Genomic DNA, 17,928 nt, shown 5'->3' with positions numbered 1-17,928 from the left:
CTCAACGGACCAGGGAGATCAACATCTCGGCGTCCACCTCGGTCAACGAGTCGGCGAGCGTGACGCCTTCGGTGCCGGCGAAGGCCACGAGCGGTTCCGTCGAGGGCACGGCGAGCACCCGGCAGCCGGCGGCGACCGCCGAGGCGACCCCGGTCGGGCTGTCCTCGACGGCCACGCAGCGGGCAGGTTCGACGCCGAGCGCCACGGCCGCCGCCAGGTACGGATCGGGCTCGGGCTTCGTGCGTACGGTGTCCTCGGCGCCGAACAGGACGTCGAAGCGGTGTCCGTCCAGGGTGCCCGCGACCTGGGCGACGACCGCGCGCGGCGAGGCCGACACGAGGGCCGTCGGGACCCTGCGGGCGCGGAGCGCGGCGAGGAGCCGCAGGGCGCCCGGCCGGGGCACGGCGGCCACTTCCAGGCGGGCGGCGAAGTCCGCGCCCAGCTCGGCGGCGAGCTCCGCCGCCGGAGCGTCCAGGTGCCCTTGGAGGAGGGCGGCCGTGTCCTCCACCGAGCGCCCGGTCACGGCCGTGCGGTGCCCGGCGTCGAGGGTGCGGTCCCGGCGTGCGGCGGCCGCCTCGACGACGTCGAGCCAGACGCCTTCGGTGTCGACGAGCGTCCCGTCCATGTCGAAGAGGACGGCCTGGAGCCGGGTCATCGGGCACCGCCCGCGGCGGCGAGCACGACGGGCCGCCGCCGGGGCCGTACGGTGACGGCGGCACCGGGCGTCAGCGGGGCGGCGGCGTGCGTCGGCACGTCGGCCTTGACGTCCGTACCGTCGGCCAGGGTGACGCGGACGCGGGTGGTGGGGCCGTGGAACGCGGTGGCGACGACGCGTCCCGTGCCGTCCTCCGCCGCCTCGATCTCCAGGGCCTCGGGGCGGACGAGTGCGGTGACCGGGCCGGAGCCGGCGGGCCCCTCGACCGGCAGCCGTACCCCGAGGACGTCCACGGAACCGTCGCCGTCGGCGTGGCCCGGCATCCGGTTCATGGTGCCAATAAACTCGGCGACGAAGTCCGTCGCGGGACGCTCGTACAGCTCGGTCGGCGAGGCGCACTGTTCCAGCCGGCCGCCGTTCATGACCGCGACCCGGTCGGCCATGGACAGCGCCTCCTCCTGGTCGTGGGTGACGAAGACGGTGGTGATGCCCAGCTCCAGCTGGAGCCGGCGGATCTCCTCGCGCAGTGTCAGCCGCACGCGCGCGTCGAGCGCCGACAGCGGTTCGTCGAGCAGCAGCAGCCGGGGGCGCAGCGCGAGCGCGCGGGCGAGCGCGACGCGCTGCTGCTGGCCGCCGGAGAGCTGGTGCGGGAAGCGTTCGCCGTGGCCGGCCAGGCCGACGAGTTCGAGCAGTTCACCCGCGCGCGCCCGCCGCTCGGCGGTCCTGACCTTGCGCATCCGGAGCCCGAAGGCGACGTTGTCGGCGGCCGTGAGGTGCGGGAAGAGGCTGTACGACTGGAACACCATCGCCGTGTCGCGGCGGTCGGCGGGCACCGGCACGATGTCCTCGCCGTCGAGCAGGACCTGGCCCTCGTCGGGCCGCTCGAAGCCGGCGAGGACGCGCAGCGCGGTCGTCTTTCCGCAGCCGGACGGGCCGAGCAGGGCGAGGAGTTCGCCGGGGGCGACGTCGAGGTCGAGGCCGTCGAGCGCGACGGCGGAGCCGAAGGACCGGCGCAGGCCGCGGATCCGGAGGTCGGCGCCGGTGCGCACCGGCTTGTCGAGCGCGGTCACGGTCGAGGTCATCGGGAGGTCTTTCCTTCGGAGGTACGAGAGGTACGGGAAGGGCGGGACGTACGGGAAGGGCGCGGTGTGCGGCGGCGGTTGCCCAGCGTCGTCAGCGCGAGCAGCAGCACCCAGGTGAGCAGCAGGCTCAGCAGCGAGACGGCCACGGAGAGCCGGGCGTCCGAGCCGGACGCCTGCACGATCCACACGGCGAACGGCTGGAAGCCGAGGAGCGAGGCGACCGTGAACTCGCCGAGCACCAGCGCGAGCGTGAGGAACGAGGCGTTCAGGAGGGTGCCCCGCAGATTGGGCAGGACGGCCGAGATCAGCGCCCGCGGCCAGGACGCGCCGCAGTCCCGCGCGGCCTCGACCAGGGTGCGTACGTCGACGGAGCGCAGCCCGGCGTCGAGCGCGCGGTAGACGAAGGGCAGCGCCATCACGGCGTACGCGAGGACGAGGACGAGGGGGAAGTCGGGGTTCTGGACGGCCACGAATGTCTGGTAGAGCGGGGTCGTGGACAGCTTCTCGGGGCCCCAGCGCAGGACGGTGCCGAGGCCGGCGGTCAGCGCGACGGGCGGCACGACCAGCGGCAGGGTGCAGACGACCTCCAGGACCGCGCGCAGCTGGGGCGCCGAGAGGCGGGCCGCGACCGCCGCGGGGACGGTGACGAGGAGGACGAGGGCGACGGTCGCCGCCGCGAGCCCCAGCGAGAGGAGCAGGCTGCCGGTGAAGCCGGGCGCCGTGAAGATCCGGGTGTAGGAGGAGAGGGTGAGCCCCTGTCCGGGGATGTTCACGGTGAAGACGGTGGAGGCGAGCAGCGGCACCAGGAAGTAGACCCCGGCGAGCAGGAGGACGAGGGGGCGTCCTAGGCGAGCCATCGGGTGCTCCTTCGCTGGAGGGGAAGGTGGACGGCCATCACGAGCGCCGCGACGACGACCATGTCGAGGCTGAGCGCGAGGGCGACGTTCTCCTGGCCGACGAGGACGTTTCCGGAGAGCGCGTCCGCGATCTGGAGGGTCACGAGGGGTACGGAGCTGCCGACCATGGCGGCGGCCGTCGCGTACGCGGCGAAGGCGCTGCCGAAGAGCAGCACGAAGCCGCCGAGGAGGGACGGCAGCAGCACCGGGAGGCCGACGTGGCGCCAGTACTGCCATGTGGAGGCGCCGCAGTCGCGGGCCGCCTCCCGCCACTGGACGCGCAGTCCGTCGAGCGCGGGTGCCACGGTCAGCACCATCAGCGGCACCAGGAAGTACAGATAGGTGAGGGCGAGGCCCCAGAAGCCGTACAGCGACCAGCCGTGGTCGGCGAGGCCCAGGCTCGTGGTGAGGACGCCCGCGTTGCCGAGGGTCGCGACGAACGCGAAGGCGAGGGGGACGCCGCCGAAGTTGGCGAGCACGCCGGAGGCGGTGAGCACGGCCTCGCGGAGGGCGCGGCCGCGCGAGGAGACGACGGCCTGGGCGAGGAGCAGCCCGAAGAGGGTGCCGGCGGCGGCGGTGAGCGCGGACAGCTCGATGCTGCCGATGAGGGCGGTGCGGTAGGCGCCGTCGACGGACCGGGTGAGGTTGTCGATGCCGTACGAGCCGTCGGCGACGGTGAAGGCGCCGTCGGTCATGGCGAGCGCGGGCAGCCCGAAGGCGAGCCCGACGACGAGGAAGAGGGGCAGGGCGGCGAGCCAGCCGCCCGCGCGCGGGCGACGGCGGGCCGCCCGCCGCGCGGGAGCGGATGACGTGGCCTGGGCGGAAGACGTGGCCTGGGCGGAAGACGTGGCGGGGCCGTCGGTCATGGGGGAACCGGCGGTCCCGCCCCGGACCGCGCCGGACGGGGCCGTATCGGGCCCGGCACCCGCCGGGGCCGGCCGCGCGTCGTGCGCGCGGACGGCCCCGGACGGGGCGGTGGAGGAGTGCGGAGTCATCGACGGGTCACCCGGAGACGGCCGCGGACCAGCCCTGCGACAGGGTCTCCTTGGCCTTCGACGTCTGCTGCTCGGTGGGGAACTTCGGCGTGCCCGTGACCTTCGGCAGCGCCGCGGCGGCCGTCTTGTCGAGGGTGCCGTCGGCCTCCATGGCGGGCATGAGGACGGGACGGGCGTAGCCCTTGAGCCACAGGTTCTGGCCCTCGGCGCTGTAGAGGTACTCCTGCCACAGGCGGGCGGCGGCCGGGTGCGGGGCGTCCTTGTTGACGGCCTGCGAGTAGAACTGGGCGTAGACGCCGTCCGTGGGGACGGCGACCTTCCAGTCGACGCCCTTCGACGCGAACTGCTCGGCGTAGCCGGCGTTCAGGTAGTCCCAGTCGATGGAGATGGGCGTCTCGCCCTTCTCGACGGTGGCGGGGGTCGACTCGACCGGGTTGTAGTTGCCGTTCTTCTTCAGCTTGCCGAAGAAGTCGATGCCCGGCTTGATGTCGTCGAACGAGCCGCCGTTGGCCAGGGCCGCCGCGTACACGCCGCCGAAGGCGGAGCCGGACTTGGTCGGGTTGCCGTTGAGGGCGACCTGTCCCTTGTACTCGGGCTTGAGCAGGTCGGCGAAGGTCTGCGGGCAGACCTTGACGCGCTTGGCGTCGCAGCCGATGGAGACGTAGCCGCCGTAGTCGTTGAACCAGCGGCCCTGCGGGTCGCGCTGCGTCTCGGGGATCTTGTCGAAGGCGGCGACCTTGTACGGGGCGGTGAGGCCCTGCTCGCCCGCCGCCTGGGCGAAGGAGGCGCCGAGGTCGAGGACGTCGGGTGCGCGGTCCTGGCCCTTGCGGGACTTCACCGCGTTGATCTCGTCCTGGCTGGAGCCGTCGGGGTTCTCGACGTTCACCTTGATGCCGTACTTCGCGGTGAAGCCGTCGATGAGCGCACCGTAGTTCGCCCAGTCCCGGGGGATGGCGATCGCGTTGAGCGTGCCTTCCTTCTTCGCGGCGGCGACCAGGGCGTCCATGCCGCCGGCGTCGGCCGCGGAGGCCGCCGTGGCGAGGTTCTTGCCGTCGGCGCCGACGGCGTCCTTCGTGGGGGCGGCGCCACAGGCGGTGAGGGACAGGGCGGTCAGGCCGAGGGCACCGACGAGGATCGCGGCGCGGGCAGCGGAGGTCACGCGTACTCCATGGGGGAAGGGGCGAGGCCAAGCTGTATGAACAACTGTTGTCCATACAACTCCTGCATTACGGGGGGCCTCGATGTCCCGCCGGTGAACGCGGGGCGACACGCGCCCGACCATTCCCCGGCGGATAGGGCCCGGCGGGCCCGGCGAGCGCCGACCCTTGCCCGAAACATCGAGAGAGCTATAGTGCTAGGCAACTAGATAAATGGAGGAACCGGTGATTGAGTTCCACCTGAACAGCCGGTCCGGCCTGTCCCCGTACCAGCAACTGGTCCAGCAGGTTCGGCACGCACTGCGCCTGGGCCTCCTGAAGGAGGGGGACCGGCTGCCGACGGTCAAGGACGTGGCGAAGCAGATGGCGGTCAACCCGAACACGGTGCTCAAGGCGTACCGCGAGCTGGAGCACGACGGCCTGGTCGCCGCCCGCCCCGGCGTCGGGACGTTCGTCATCCGGACGCTGGCCGACGGCACGCTCGCCGCGCACGGGCCGCTGCGCAAGGAGCTGCAGCGCTGGCTGACCAAGGCCCGCCTGGCCGGGCTCGACGACGAGAGCATCGAGGCACTGTTCGTGAACACATTTCGTCACGCCGCCGGAGAGGACGTCGCGTGAGCACTGTCCTGCGAGCCCAAGGCCTGGGCAAGAAGTACAAGCAGCGCTGGGCACTGCAGAACTGCGACCTCGACGTCCCCGCCGGCCGAGTGGTCGGCCTGGTCGGCCCCAACGGCGCCGGCAAGTCGACCTTGCTGAACCTGGCATCCGGCATGCTCACCCCGACGGCCGGCACCATCGAAGTCTGCGGTGGCCGTCCCGCCGAGGGCGTGGAACAGCTGGCCAAGGTCGGCTTCGTGTCCCAGGGCGCTCCGACCTACTCCACGCTGAGCGTCGCCGACCACCTCGACTTCGGCAGGCGCCTCAACCCGAACTGGGACGACGGCCTGGCACGCGACAGGATCCGTCGCCTCGGCCTGGACCCCAAGCAGCGGGCCGGCAGGCTGTCCGGCGGCCAGCGCGCGCAGCTCGCTCTCACCCTGGGCATCGCCAAGCGCCCGGAGCTGCTCATCCTGGACGAACCGGTCGCGGCCCTGGACCCGCTCGCCCGACGGGAGTTCATGCAGGACCTGATGGAGGCCGTCGCCGAACAGGAGCTGAGCGTCGTGCTCTCCTCCCACCTGGTCTCCGACGTGGAGCGGTCCTGCGACTACGTCATCGTGCTGGTCGACTCCCGGGTGCAGGTGGCCGGCGACATCGACGACCTGATCGCCAGCCACCACCGGCTCACCGGACCGCGCCGGGACCCGGACACGCTCCCGGCCGGTCAGCACGTCATCACCGCCAGCCACACCGAACGGCAGACCACCCTCCTGGTCCGCAGCGACACCGCGCTCCACGATCCGTCCTGGACCGTCGGCCCGCTCGGCCTGGAGGACATCGTCCTGGCCTACATGACCCGGCCGGCCGACGCCGCCCGTGACACCCGGCCCGCACTGGAGGTCATCCGATGATCTGGCTGACCTGGCGCCAATTCCGTACCCAGGCCGCCGTGTTGTTCGCCGCGGTCGCCGCCTTCGCCGCCACCCTCGCGGTCACCGGCCCCCACCTGGCCGACCTCTACCGGACGGCCGGCAGCAGCCTGGTGGACCGGGTCTCCGGTTCGGACCAGACCCTCTACTACACCGGACTGCTGGTCGTGCTCGCCGTACCGGCGGTCATCGGGATGTTCTGGGGAGCGCCGCTGATCTCCCGCGAACTGGAGACCGGCACCCACTACCTGGCGTGGAACCAGGGCGTCACCCGCACCCGCTGGCTGGCGACCAAGCTGGGCCTCGGCACGGCGGCCTCCATGACCGCCGCCGGACTCGCCGCACTCGCGGTGAGCTGGTGGAGCAGCCCCATCGACCGGGCCGTCAACGGCGGTGGTGCGACGGACACGTACTTCCCGCGGCTCGACCCCATGGCCTTCGCCGCACGGGGTGTCGTCCCCATGGCCCATGCCGCCTTCGCCTTCGTCCTGGGCGTCGCCCTCGGCCTGGTCATCCGCCGCACGCTGCCCGCGATGGCCACCACGTTCGCCCTCTACGCCGCCGTCCAGATCGCCGTGCCGACGTGGATCCGGCCCTACCTGGCCGCCTCGGACCGGACGACCGTGCCGATCGAGCCCGGCGGCGCGCCCATCAGCATCCAGGACGACGCCAAGGAGATCGTCGCGCACCTCGAAGAACTGCCCGGGGCCTGGGTGGTCTCCCAGCAGACGTTGGACACCGCCGGTCGCCCGGCCTCGGTGCCGTCGTCCTTCCCCGACTGCCTGCGGACCGATTCGGGCCCGCCCACCCTGGAGCAAGTCGAGCGCTGTGTCGGCGAGTTCGGCGCGCTGGGCTACAAGCAGCAGGTGACGTACCAGCCCGCCGGGAACTTCTGGGTCCTTCAATGGGCGGAGACCGGGCTCTACGTCGGCCTCGCCCTGGCCCTGGCCGGGTTCTGCACCTGGTGGATCCGCCGCCGAGTGACCTGACGGTCGCCGTCCTCCTACGGAAGCGACGGTGAGGGGCAGCCGGGAGGTCGGCGCAGCCGCGATCCGGCGGCCGGCGTCATGGGGAGGGTTCGATTCCCCAGGCGGCGGCCCGGGCGGCGGCGGCCGCGCGGTTGGGGAGATCGAGCTTGGCGAGGATGTGCTCGATGTGCGTACCCACGGTGCGCGGCGTGACGTACAGCCGTTCGGCTATCTCCTTGTTGGTGCGGCCGGCGGTCAGCTCGGCGAGCACCTGGAGCTCCCGTGGGGAGAGCCCGCCCGGCCGCCGCTCGCCGCCCCCGGCGGGCGCGGCGAGCTCGTGGGACGGCGCGGCCGTGCGGGCGTCGACGGCCGCGGCGAGGGCCTCGGTGAGCAGGGTGACCACGGCGCGCGCCGGATCGGGCGTGCGCCGTGGTCCGCGGGTGCTGACGTTGAGCATGCCGACGTACCGGCCGTCGGCGGCGAAGAGGCACTGGGCCACGCCGTCCTCGATCCCGAGGGGGCTCAGTACCTCCTGGAAGCCCGGCGACACCGCGAGGAGCCGCCGGGGGACGTCCCTGAGCCAGAGTCCGCCCCGGTCCGGGCCGCGGAGCACGGGGAACACCGGGTCGTGGTGGAGGCGGGTCTCGATGTAGGCCGTGGCGTCGTCCGGGTAGCTCCCCGCCAGGGTGGTGTGGCACCGGCGCAGGGGGTCCCAGCGGGCCAGGGACGCGTGGTCGTACGCGATCACCTCGGACAGCGCGGCCAGGACCGTGTCGACGCCGGCCGCGCCGCTCGTGGCGCTTCTGGCGGCCTCACGGACGTGGACGGCCGCGTCCAGGATGTCCGTCGTGCTCCGCTCCGCTGCCATCCCCCCAGGATGATCATCTGCCCGGAATACGTCAATCGCGCAGGGTGTCGTGCACGACACGTCCGTCCACGACGGTGAGGACGACGGGCATGTCCGGGATGTCGTGCGGGTCGGCGGTGAGCAGGTCCCCGTCGAGCACGCAGAGGTCGGCGGCCTTTCCGGGCTCCAGGGAGCCCTTCCAGTCGTCGGCGAAGTCCTGCCAGGCCGCGTCGATGGTGTACGTACGGATGGCCTCGGCCAGGCCGATGCGCTGCTCGGGCCCGCTGACCCGGCCGGTGGCCTTCGACTCGCGCAGCAGCATGGTGGAGACGCCCTGGCGCCAGTCCGGGTGCGTGACGGGGGCGTCGGATCCGCTCGCGACCCGCACGCCGGCGTCGAGGGCGTCGCGGTAGGGCCAGGCGTACGCGGCGCGGCCGGTGCCGACGAACTCCTCCTCCATGTCGGCGACGGTCCACTTGATGGTGGGGTTCATGTTGACGCCGAAGCCGTGCGCGGCGAGGACCTTCATGCTGTGCGCGGTGAGGAAGTCGCCGTGGATGACGTAGTGGCGGGCGTCGGGCCGCGGGTGTTCGGCCGCGGCGGCGGCGAAGGCGTCCGCGACGGTGTCGCCGGCCCGGTCGCCGGTGACGTGGACGCCCAGCTGGTACCCGGCGGCGTGGGCGTGCCGGATCATGGCGCCGATCTCGGCGATCCGGTCGGCGTCGGTCTCGCCGCCGACGCAGAGGGAGCCGCAGCCGCCGCCGACGTACGGCTCGTGCATCCAGGCCGTCTTGTTGGGGACGATGCCGTCGCCGAAGATCTTGACGCCGTGGATCGCGAGGAGGCGCGGATCGGGCTCGCCGGACTCGCTCGAACCCCCGATTTCGGAGAGGGTGCGGGCGAACTCCTCGGCGGTGCTCGCCATTCCGGTGGGCAGGAGCAGGACGCCGACGCGGGCGGTCAGTTCGCCGTCGGCGAGCAGCCGGCGGTAGACGTCGAGGGTCTCCCCGCCGAGCGCGCCCCGCATGATGCCGTCGCCGCCGGGGCCGAGCCCGGGCTCGGTGTAGCTGGTCACGCCGAGCCGGGCGAGTGTGGCGAGGGCCGACCTGATCGCGTCGGTCCGCTCCTGCCGGCTGAGCGGCGGCAGCGCGTTCTGGACGAGGGCCTGGGCGCCCTCGTGGAGCAGCCCGGTCGGTTCCCCGGTCTCGTCCACGACGATGGCCCCGCCGGGCGGCGCGACGGTATGCCGGTCGATCCCGATGAGCTCCAGCGCCTTGGAGTTGACCCAGGTCGCGTGCCCGGAGAAGGAGTAGAGGACGACGGGGTGGTCCGGGCTGACGGCGTCGAGGTCGTGCCGCGAGGGCTGCCGCGTCGGGTGGGAGACGCACTCGTCGAGGTAGCCGGTGTCCCAGCCGTGCCCGGTGATCCACTGCCCCTCCGGAACCCGTCCGACGGCTTCCCGTACGACCTCGGCCACGTCCGCGAGGGAGGACACGGCGGGGTGGGCGACGTCGAGGGAGAGCGGCGGCGTCGCCATGCCGAAGGCGCATCCGTGCAGGTGGGAGTCGTTGATGCCGGGAAGCAGCGTCGCCCCTCGCAGGTCGACGACGCGGGTGGCGGGCCCGACGAACGGCGCCACGTCGTCCCGCCCGCCGACGGCACTGATGGTCCCGCCGGTCACCGCCAGGGCCGAGGCGACGGAGAACTCCGCGTCGACGGTGAGCACCCGTCCGCCGAGAAACACCAGATCCGCATACGTGTCCACAGAAGGTCCTTTCCACAACCGGGCGCGCCACGGCCGCCCGCAAACGATCTCCCGAGGACTATCGCCGCGCGCCCGCTCCCCGCACATCGGTCATTCCACCGATACGCGCGGCCGGGAACCGGCCGCTCGCTCGACACCTGGACGGCCCAACTCTCCGTATTCCCTGGGGATTTGTTCACCTGGAATTGACCCCGCCGCGCGTCGTCGGCCACCGAGGCGGCACAGGATGCCATCCGAGGGGCGGAGCGGACGAGGGGGTACGGGTGGTCGCCGGGGAGAGATCGGTCGTCGAGGAGCCCCGGCTGGCCGTGCGGCGCCGGTCGCCCGGGTCCTGGTCGCGGCGGAGTCTGCTGCTGTTCTTCCTCCCCGTACTGGCGACCGCGCTGACGGGACTCGCCACGCTGGCGGTGTCGGGCAATCTGCTGCTGCCCTTCGAACGCGTCGTCGTCCTGGAGGGCAAGATGGCCTCCAAGCGGGACTTCTTCGAGGACGAGGAGGTCCAGCGGATCCTGCTGAAGCACCACATCAGGGTGCACATCACCAGCTCGGGCTCGCGCGAGGTCGCGATGCGGGACATCGCCGCCTTCGACTTCGTCTTCCCCTCCGGCCAGCCTGCCGGCGATCTGATCACCGGCCTGCGCGCGACGGACGGCCGGTACGCCAAGGTGCACCGGCCCTTCGTGAGCCCCATCGTGCTCGCGACCTACCGGGAGTACGCCGAGACCCTGCGCGACGCGGGCATCGCCACCCCGCTGCCGTCCGAGGGCGCGGACCGGCCGCTCTACTACTCGCTGGACATGCGGAAGTTCCTCGACGGCATCGACCGGGGCAAGCGCTGGAACGACCTGGGCATCCGCCGGCACGGGATCGCCAACGCGAACCGGATCGTGGCGCAGAGCCCCGACGTCTGCGGCTCCAACTCGGCGGGCACCTACCTCGCGTTGGTCTCCTTCACCCGGCGCGGTGACGGACCCGACGTCCCCACCACCGACCAGGAGGCGAGCAGCCGGGCGCGGTCCGTCAAGCACCTCATGGAACAGGGCCTGCCCGCCGCCGACGTGTTCCGTACGTACATCTCACCGGACGGCAAGGGCATCGCGCCCGTGGTCGTGGCGTACGAGCACCAGTACCTCACCTACCAGGTCCGGCACCGCGCCGAGACCGGGCGGCTCGACGCGGAGCGCGTCCTGCTCTACCCCTCCAGCCAGTTCGTCACCCAACCCCAGTTCATCTCCCTCAACTCCAAGGGAGACCGGCTCGGCGAGCTCGTCACCACGGACCCCGATCTGCGGCGCCGCGCCATGGAGTTGGGCTTCCGGATCCTGGATCCGGCGGGCGAGGTCGCCGGCGACCAGCTGGCGCGGTTCCTGACCGAGCGGAACGTCCCCGTGCCGGCGCTGCGCGGTGACGACACCCGCTCCCCCATGCCCCGGATCCGCTACCTGGAGCAGATGATCTCCATCGTCGGCGACTGCCCGCCCGCCCAGCTCCCGGACCAGCCGCGGTGACGGGGCCCGGCGGCTCCCGACCGCTCCGCCCGCCCGGACTGCCCCTCCCACCCCGGAGCAGGGCGGTCGCCGCCCTCGCCCTGGCCTGGTTGTGCGTCGTCGTCCTGGCCGGCCTGGCCTCCTGCACCGCGGGCAGGCCCGAGCCGGTGACCCTGCGGGTCCTCGCGAGCTCCGAACTCGCCGACATGGAACCCCTGTTGGACGACCTGCGACGCGACACCGGCATCACCCTGGAGATGGAGTACCAGGGCACCGTCGAGGCCGCCGCCTCCCTGGCCGCCGGCAGGTACCGGCACGACCTCGCCTGGCTCTCCTCCTCCCGCCCCTTCCAGCTCCTGCTGAAGAAGCACGGACGCCAGACGGAGAGCCCGCTGTCGACGAGCACGATGCGCTCCCCCGTCGTCGTCGGCATGAAGCCCGAGGTGGCGCAGCGGCTGCGCCGGACGACCCCCGACGGGCAGCTGTCGTGGGCGGACCTGGCCGACGCCGCGGCGGCCGGCACGCTCACGTACGCCATGGCCGACCCCCGCAGCGCGAACAGCGGGCTGTCCGCCCTGGTGGGCGTGGCGACCGCCGCCGCGGCCACCGGCGGCGCCCTGCGCCCCGAGGACGTGTCCTGCGACCGGCTGCGCGGCTTCTTCGCCGGGCACGCGCTGACGGTGGACTCCTCCGCCGGCCTCGCAGGCGCGTACGCGCGGGGCGAGGAGGGTATCGACGCGCTGATCACGTACGAGTCCGAGCTGCTCGCCCTGAACCGCGCGGGCACCCTCCGCGTACCCCTTGAGGTCGTCTACCCGAAGGACGGCATCGTGGTGTCCGACTACCCTCTGATGCTGCTCGACCCGACCGCGCGGGACGCGTACGACCGGCTGACGGCCTGGCTCCGGAGCGAACCCGTACAGCGGAAGATCATGGAACGGACGCTGCGCAGGCCGATCACCCCCGACCTGCCCCGTATCGAGGGCCTGCGGGCCCCCCTCGGCAACGCCCTGTACTTCCCCGACAGCCAGGCGGTCGTCGACCGGCTGCTCGCCGACTACGCCGGGGCGCGGAACGGCGGCCCCGCGCGGGTCCTGTTCCTCCTCGACTTCTCGACGTCCATGCGGGGCGAGCGGATCGCGGGCCTCCGCGCCACGATCGCCGGGCTCAGCGGTGCGGACGACTCCCGGTCGGGAAAGTTCGCCCGGTTCCACCAGGGCGAGACCGTCACGGTGCTGCGCTTCGGCGGCCGCGTCCTGGACGAGCGGAGCGTGACGTACACGAAGGCGTCCGACCTGGACCGGCTCCGCGACTTCGTCGCCGACGACGGCTTCGACCCGAGCACCGCCGTCTGGTCCGCCCTCGACCACGCCTACCGGTCGGCGGCCGCCGCCGTGGCGAAGGACCCCCGGCAGCGCGTCTCCATCGTGCTCATGACGGACGGGGAGAACAACGCCGGGCTGAGCCTCGACGCGTTCCTCGACCGGTACGCGGCCCTGCCGCCGGCCGCCCGCGCGGTCCGTACGTACACCGTCCGGTACGGCGACGCCGACCCGCGGGAACTCGACCGCGCGGCCAGGGCCACCGGCGGGCACATGGCCGACGCGACCGGACAGTCCCTTCTGCATGCCTTCAAGGAGATCCGTGGGTGTCACGAGTGAAGCGTGGTGGGCCGTGTGGTGGCCCTGGATGCTGCTGTGGGTGTTCACGGGGGCCGGGCTCGCGACGCTCCTGGCGATGACACTCCTCCGGCTGGTCCGCGCCCGGCGGGCCGTCACCCCGGACATCGCGGACGGCATCTGCTTCTACCTGCACGACAAGATGGTCATGGACCACTACCAGATGCGCAGTTACACCGCCGCCCTGCGCAAGGAGGTCGAGCAGCGCACCAGCGACAGCAAGGACGGCACCGTGCGCGCGAAGGTCTTCGGCGTGGGCGCGGACGGCGGCCGCAAGGAGAACACCGAGGTCGTCAGCCGCTACCTGGAGGTCGCGGAGCCGATCTCGGTGATCGGTCTGATCATGAAGGTCCTGGAGGAGAAGCGGGTCATCGTCCACGTCGACCTCCCGAGCCGCTCCGTCACCCGCAGCACCGCGCTGCTGCGGACGGCCTCCGGCCCGCGGGACACCGTCCGTCTGCGCGACGTCGAGGGCTTCGTCCTGATCCGGGGCCGGTTCCGCGCGACGGATGACGTCACGGCAGGAGGCGTCCCGGCGGGAGGCGTCTCCACCGTCTTCCTCGCCCCGTACGGAGACCCGGCCGACCCCACCTGGGGGCCCCGCGTCCGCGTCACCTGCGCCACGGAGGGCCTGCGCAACCAGGTCCCCCAGGGCACCTTCTCCGCCCGGTGCCTGGGCAAGGTCCAGGAATGGGACGCGGCCGAAGGGGTCCTGGAGGTCCAGGCGATGGCGATCTTCCGCTGAGCCGACCGGGTCTGCTCGCGGTCTCCGGCGAGACGTGGGCCGACAACCGGGAGCGGGTGCGACGGCTCGTCGCGACGGGCGCCGACGGCCTGCTGCTGATGCCCCGCGCCGGACTGGAGCACGTCGAGCGGACCGAGGAGTGGCTGGCCGGCCTCGACGTCCCGGTCGTCCTCGTGGACCGCCGGGCCGACGCGCAGGCCGGCCGGCTGGAGCGGGTCGCCTCCGATCACGCCCACGGCGCGGGCCTCGCCGTCGTGCACCTCGCGTCGCTGGGTCATGAGCGGATCGCCCTGGTCGCCCGGGCGGACAGCCCGAACACCCCCTTGATCCGCGACGGCTACCTGGCGGCCTGCCGGAGGCTGGGGCTGACGCCGGGCCCGGAGTACCGCATCGGGCCGACCGACGGGACGGCGCCCACCGAGTGGTTCGAGGAGCTCGTACGGGCCGTCGAGGCGGGTGACGTCCGGGCCGCCCTCGTCCACACCGACCTCGACGCCGTCACCCTGGTCGGCCTCCTCCGGTCGCGCGCGCTGCGCGTTCCCGAGGACCTGGCCGTCGTGACGTACGACGACGAGGGCGCCGAGCTGAGCGACGTACCGCTCACCGCCGTGGCGCCGCCTAAGACGGCCCCTGCTGGGGCCGGGGAACGCGGCGCGCACGCCTAGGAGCAGGAGGCGCCCGCCCGTCAGAGGGGCAGCCCCCTGCCCCTCTGACGGCCCGACCGTGGACCCGAACCCGGCTCAGCCGCGCCAGAGGTTGGCGAAGGCCGAGTTCTCGATGGTCCGCCTCTGGCGCACGGCCTCCAGTTCCATCACCGCGTCGTGGACGGAGGCCACCACGGTCGTCACCGCCTCGTCGTCGAGGCCGGGCTCGTCGTCGGAGCGCGCGGCGCCGAGGCCCAGGGCCGAGGCGAGGGCGACCAGGACGGGTTCCTGCTCCTCCCAGCGGTCCGCCGCCCGGCGGCGGCCGGCCGAATCGACCGGTTCCACGACGTGCGGGCCGAAGGACAGCCGGCCGCTTCGCTTCCGCGTCAGCTCGCCGTCCTCCTCCAGCGCGGTCTGGTACGCGGCCGAAAGGTCTCGGCCCCGGCGCCACAGCCAGTCCTCGATCCGCTCGTAGGGCGGCTGCCGGACGAGTCGTGCCGCGGCCTCGCCGAGGAGCCGGTCGTCGAGCGTCGGCGCCCCGTCCGGCAGAAGGTGCTCGTCGTCCACGGTGACGGCTCCGGCACCGACGAGATCGATCAGCTCGGCTCCCGCGAGCGCGAGCGACAGGTCCCCCTGTCCCACGGCCTGCTCCGGCTTCAGGTCTATGGCGATGATGAACAGGTCTTTCGCCGTGGTCATGAACGGCTCCCCTCGAAGACATCGACAGATGGACAGATCGACAGAGTGCATGCCCCACCAGCCCAACCGGCCCAACCGGCCCAACGGCAGGCGAGTGCCACGAGCAGTATCGCCTCCGCCCGGGCGCGGAATGGGGCACACTTCGCCCGGTGATCGTGATGCAGCCCGTCCTGGAGATCTACACCCCTGACGGCTTCGACCTCTGGCCTGTCGCCGACTTCGAGCAGTTCGGCCTCCTGCCCCTCAGCGGCGGACTGTCGACCGCCGAGGTCGGGACGGCGGTGATGCGCATCGCCGGCTGCAATGACATCGACCCCGACGGCGACCGCCCGCCCCGTCCGGCCGACGCGATCGACTCGTTCCTGCACGGCCTGCTGACCTTCGACGACCTCTTCGCGGCCGGCGGCCTGTGCGTCACCGACGCCTCCACAGGCGTCAGCTTCCAGCCCGGCTGCTGCGACGGACTGGAGGACTGGCGCGACTGGCACCGGTTCATCCAGAGCGGGGACGTGCTCGGCTTCGGCCACGACCCCGTGTCACCGGTCGCGGAGCGCGTCGGCGACACCGTCCGGCTCACCGTCAACGCCGACCAGAGCGACAGCCCGGTGATCGAACTGCCCGTCGCCGAACTCCGCCACCTGCTCGTCGGCGCCGAGCGCGACCTCACCGGCTTCCTCGCCCTGGCGGCCGACTGGGCATCCCTGCATCTGCCTGACCACGCCGCATCCGTCACCGCCGCCCTCGTCCGCGTCCTCGACCTCTCCGGCCCGCGGGAGTCGTAGCCCGGCGCGTGGATGTCAGGGGTGACGCGGGGCGACGAGGCCGGATTCGTAGGCGAGGACCACGAGCTGGGCGCGGTCGCGGGCGTGGAGTTTGGTCATGGCCCGGTTGATGTGGGTCTTCGCGGTCAGCGGGCTGATGACCATGCGGTCCGCGGTCTCGTCGTTGGACAGGCCCTGCGCGACCAGCACGACCGCCTCGCGTTCACGGCTGGTCAGTACGCCCAGCCCGCTGAAGGTGTCGGTGGGAGGCGGCTGGGTGACGTACCGGTTGATCAGCTTGCGCGTGATCGACGGTGCCAGCAGCGCGTCACCGCGCGCGGCGACGCGTACGGCGTGCAGGAAGTCCTCCGGGACGATGTCCTTGACGAGGAAGCCGGCGGCGCCGGCCCGCAGGGCGTTGAAGACGTACTCGTCCATGCCGTAGTTGGTCAGGATGACGACGTGCACCCCGGCCAGGGCCGGGTCCGCGGCGATCCGACGGGTCGCCTCGATGCCGTCGACGACCGGCATCTGGATGTCGACGAGCGCGACATCGGGCAGGTGCTCCTTGGCGAGATCAAAGCCCTCCTCCCCGTTGGAGGCCTCGGCGACCACCTCGATGTCGTCCTCGAGGTCGAGGAGCGCGCGGAACCCGCTGCGGATGAGCGGCTGGTCGTCGACCAGCAGGACACGGATCACGAGGCTCGCTCCAGGGGAAGTTCGGCCTGGACGGTGAAGCCGCCCCCGCTGCGCGGTTCCGCCCGCAGCCGGCCGCCGAGGGCGGTGACGCGTTCACGCATCCCGAGCAGTCCGATGCCGGGCTCGGGCACGCTGTCCGGTGTGGCCTTGCCGTCGTCGTCGACGCGTATCGCGAGGGCGTCCGGCTGAAAGTCGATGCGGACCGACGCCGTGCCGGCGTCCGCGTGCCGGGCGATGTTGGTCAGCGATTCCTGGACGACCCGGTAGGCGGTCCGGCCCACCGCGGCCGGCACGTCGTGCCGCTGTCCCTCGATGGTCAGCGTCGCCTCCAGGCCGGACTTACCGGCCCGCTCGACCAGTTCGGGAACGTGGTCGAGCCCGCACGGCGGGGACTTGTCGTCGTCGCGCAGCGCTTCCAGGGTCGCCCTGAGCTCCCGTGACGCCTCACGACCGGCCTCCCGGATCGCCAGCAGGGCATCCGACACCGGTTCCCCCCGCTTGCGGGCGACGTGCACGGCCGCCTCGGCCTGCACCTTGATGACCGAGATCTGGTGCGTGAGCGAATCGTGCAGCTCCCGCGCGATGTGCAGCCGCTCCTCGTCGGCGCGGCGCCGCGCGGTCTCCTCCCGGGTCCGCTCGGCCTCGTCCGCCCGTCGCTCGGCTTGCCGCAGCGCCTCACCGGCCGCACCGGCCGCGATCAACCAGGCGATCTCCAGAGCACCTCTGGCCTGCGCGAACGCCTCGCCGGTGTCGTGCAGACCCGAGACGAGGGCCGCGAGGGGAAGAACGGCCAGCACGGCCACGCTCGCCACGACCGTGACGACGCGATGTCCCGCCCGCATGGCCGCGTACACCGCGAACAGGTACGCGACGGCGGCCACGTCGAAACCGGCCGCCTGGTAGCCCACCGCGCACACCCCGGTGACGGCCAGCACGAGAACCGGAGCCCGTCGGCCGGCGGCCAGCGCCAGGCCGCCGGCCACCAGCAGCCCATGGCCGAGGAGGTCGAGGCGGGTGGCGGTGGCGGAGTGCTGCCCGAACACCCCGGTGACCAGCAGCGCCGCCGCCACGCCGACGGCGATCAGCCAGTCCCTGACACCGGCACGCACAGCGAACCGTCCTTTGCTCATGCGCGCACCCTAGCCGGGACGTCTCCGCGGGCGGATCCCGCCGACGGACGAGCAGCCGGCTACCACGTACGCAGTAGCTTCGCGGCGCCTGCCGCGTCCGTGGTAGTCGGATGCCGCATCGGTGGAAGGGCGAAGTGCCTGCGTCTGAGGGACGACCGGCGGTGGGCCCGGCGGACATGCTCGGACGACG

General features: G+C 72.7%; 18 protein-coding genes. 8 read left to right on the top strand and 10 right to left on the bottom strand.

The window, feature by feature from the left end; all coding sequences use genetic code 11:
• Position 1: 1 nt before the first annotated feature.
• The 5 genes from ACIBG6_RS34640 to ACIBG6_RS34620 are packed head-to-tail and all read right to left on the bottom strand — an operon-like array spanning position 2 to position 4,787.
• Positions 2-655 (bottom strand): HAD family hydrolase, encoded by a 654-nt coding sequence (locus ACIBG6_RS34640; protein WP_399226682.1) that lies wholly within the window; start codon positions 653-655, stop codon positions 2-4.
• Positions 652-1,737: an ABC transporter ATP-binding protein gene (locus tag ACIBG6_RS34635; RefSeq protein ID WP_399226681.1), complete on the bottom strand. Its 1,086-nt coding sequence runs from the start codon at positions 1,735-1,737 to the stop codon at positions 652-654. Before ACIBG6_RS34635 ends, ACIBG6_RS34640 begins: the two co-directional genes overlap by 4 nt.
• A complete protein-coding gene (locus tag ACIBG6_RS34630) occupies positions 1,734-2,594 on the bottom strand; it encodes an ABC transporter permease (protein WP_399226680.1) in 861 nt (286 codons plus the stop codon). Before ACIBG6_RS34630 ends, ACIBG6_RS34635 begins: the two co-directional genes overlap by 4 nt.
• Positions 2,582-3,628, bottom strand: coding sequence for an ABC transporter permease (locus ACIBG6_RS34625; RefSeq protein ID WP_399226679.1), 1,047 nt, complete (start codon positions 3,626-3,628; stop codon positions 2,582-2,584). Before ACIBG6_RS34625 ends, ACIBG6_RS34630 begins: the two co-directional genes overlap by 13 nt.
• A gap of 7 nt (positions 3,629-3,635) precedes the next feature.
• Positions 3,636-4,787 (bottom strand): extracellular solute-binding protein, encoded by a 1,152-nt coding sequence (locus ACIBG6_RS34620; RefSeq protein ID WP_317601105.1) that lies wholly within the window; start codon positions 4,785-4,787, stop codon positions 3,636-3,638.
• 211 nt (positions 4,788-4,998) lie between these two features.
• On the opposite strand from ACIBG6_RS34620, the gene ACIBG6_RS34615 reads away from it, so the two are divergent.
• Genes ACIBG6_RS34615 through ACIBG6_RS34605 form a run of 3 tightly spaced genes read left to right on the top strand, consistent with a single transcriptional unit; the run spans position 4,999 to position 7,303 of the window.
• Entirely contained in the window at positions 4,999-5,403 is a 405-nt protein-coding gene (locus ACIBG6_RS34615; RefSeq protein WP_399226678.1) for a GntR family transcriptional regulator, read from the top strand.
• Positions 5,400-6,296, top strand: coding sequence for an ABC transporter ATP-binding protein (locus ACIBG6_RS34610; RefSeq protein ID WP_399226677.1), 897 nt, complete (start codon positions 5,400-5,402; stop codon positions 6,294-6,296). Before ACIBG6_RS34615 ends, ACIBG6_RS34610 begins: the two co-directional genes overlap by 4 nt.
• Positions 6,293-7,303 carry a transporter gene (locus tag ACIBG6_RS34605; protein WP_399226676.1) on the top strand — a complete coding sequence of 337 codons (1,011 nt, stop codon included), beginning with the start codon at positions 6,293-6,295 and terminating at the stop codon, positions 7,301-7,303. Before ACIBG6_RS34610 ends, ACIBG6_RS34605 begins: the two co-directional genes overlap by 4 nt.
• A gap of 76 nt (positions 7,304-7,379) precedes the next feature.
• On the opposite strand, the gene ACIBG6_RS34600 is transcribed toward ACIBG6_RS34605, so the two are convergent.
• Both ACIBG6_RS34600 and ACIBG6_RS34595 read right to left on the bottom strand, forming a co-directional pair.
• Positions 7,380-8,150, bottom strand: coding sequence for a LuxR C-terminal-related transcriptional regulator (locus ACIBG6_RS34600; RefSeq protein ID WP_399226675.1), 771 nt, complete (start codon positions 8,148-8,150; stop codon positions 7,380-7,382).
• A gap of 31 nt (positions 8,151-8,181) precedes the next feature.
• Entirely contained in the window at positions 8,182-9,894 is a 1,713-nt protein-coding gene (locus ACIBG6_RS34595; RefSeq protein WP_399226674.1) for an amidohydrolase, read from the bottom strand.
• A gap of 263 nt (positions 9,895-10,157) precedes the next feature.
• On the opposite strand from ACIBG6_RS34595, the gene ACIBG6_RS34590 reads away from it, so the two are divergent.
• Genes ACIBG6_RS34590 through ACIBG6_RS34575 form a run of 4 tightly spaced genes read left to right on the top strand, consistent with a single transcriptional unit; the run spans position 10,158 to position 14,470 of the window.
• Positions 10,158-11,402, top strand: coding sequence for a hypothetical protein (locus tag ACIBG6_RS34590; protein ID WP_399226673.1), 1,245 nt, complete (start codon positions 10,158-10,160; stop codon positions 11,400-11,402).
• The gene (locus ACIBG6_RS34585) at positions 11,399-13,042 is read left to right on the top strand and encodes a substrate-binding domain-containing protein (RefSeq protein ID WP_399226672.1); all 1,644 of its coding nucleotides are present in this window, start codon (positions 11,399-11,401) and stop codon (positions 13,040-13,042) included. Before ACIBG6_RS34590 ends, ACIBG6_RS34585 begins: the two co-directional genes overlap by 4 nt.
• Positions 13,026-13,805 carry a hypothetical protein gene (locus ACIBG6_RS34580; RefSeq protein WP_399226671.1) on the top strand — a complete coding sequence of 260 codons (780 nt, stop codon included), beginning with the start codon at positions 13,026-13,028 and terminating at the stop codon, positions 13,803-13,805. Before ACIBG6_RS34585 ends, ACIBG6_RS34580 begins: the two co-directional genes overlap by 17 nt.
• A gap of 56 nt (positions 13,806-13,861) precedes the next feature.
• Complete coding sequence (locus tag ACIBG6_RS34575) at positions 13,862-14,470, top strand: substrate-binding domain-containing protein (protein ID WP_399226670.1); 609 nt, start codon at positions 13,862-13,864, stop codon at positions 14,468-14,470.
• 75 nt (positions 14,471-14,545) lie between these two features.
• Here the strand turns inward: ACIBG6_RS34575 and ACIBG6_RS34570 are convergent, their stop codons facing one another.
• Positions 14,546-15,148 (bottom strand): GPP34 family phosphoprotein, encoded by a 603-nt coding sequence (locus tag ACIBG6_RS34570; RefSeq protein ID WP_399226669.1) that lies wholly within the window; start codon positions 15,146-15,148, stop codon positions 14,546-14,548.
• A gap of 158 nt (positions 15,149-15,306) precedes the next feature.
• On the opposite strand from ACIBG6_RS34570, the gene ACIBG6_RS34565 reads away from it, so the two are divergent.
• The gene (locus ACIBG6_RS34565) at positions 15,307-15,930 is read left to right on the top strand and encodes a hypothetical protein (protein WP_399226817.1); all 624 of its coding nucleotides are present in this window, start codon (positions 15,307-15,309) and stop codon (positions 15,928-15,930) included.
• A gap of 15 nt (positions 15,931-15,945) precedes the next feature.
• Here the strand turns inward: ACIBG6_RS34565 and ACIBG6_RS34560 are convergent, their stop codons facing one another.
• Together ACIBG6_RS34560 and ACIBG6_RS34555 are read right to left on the bottom strand one after the other, a co-directional pair.
• Complete coding sequence (locus tag ACIBG6_RS34560) at positions 15,946-16,608, bottom strand: response regulator (RefSeq protein ID WP_399226668.1); 663 nt, start codon at positions 16,606-16,608, stop codon at positions 15,946-15,948.
• On the bottom strand, positions 16,605-17,738 hold the full coding sequence (locus tag ACIBG6_RS34555) for a sensor histidine kinase (protein ID WP_399226667.1): 1,134 nt from the start codon (positions 17,736-17,738) through the stop codon (positions 16,605-16,607). Before ACIBG6_RS34555 ends, ACIBG6_RS34560 begins: the two co-directional genes overlap by 4 nt.
• Positions 17,739-17,928: the final 190 nt, after the last annotated feature.

Source organism: Streptomyces sp. NPDC050842, from assembly GCF_044456565.1.
Classification (GTDB): Bacteria; Actinomycetota; Actinomycetes; order Streptomycetales; family Streptomycetaceae; genus Streptomyces.
This window is presented reverse-complemented; position numbering and strand designations above follow the sequence as displayed.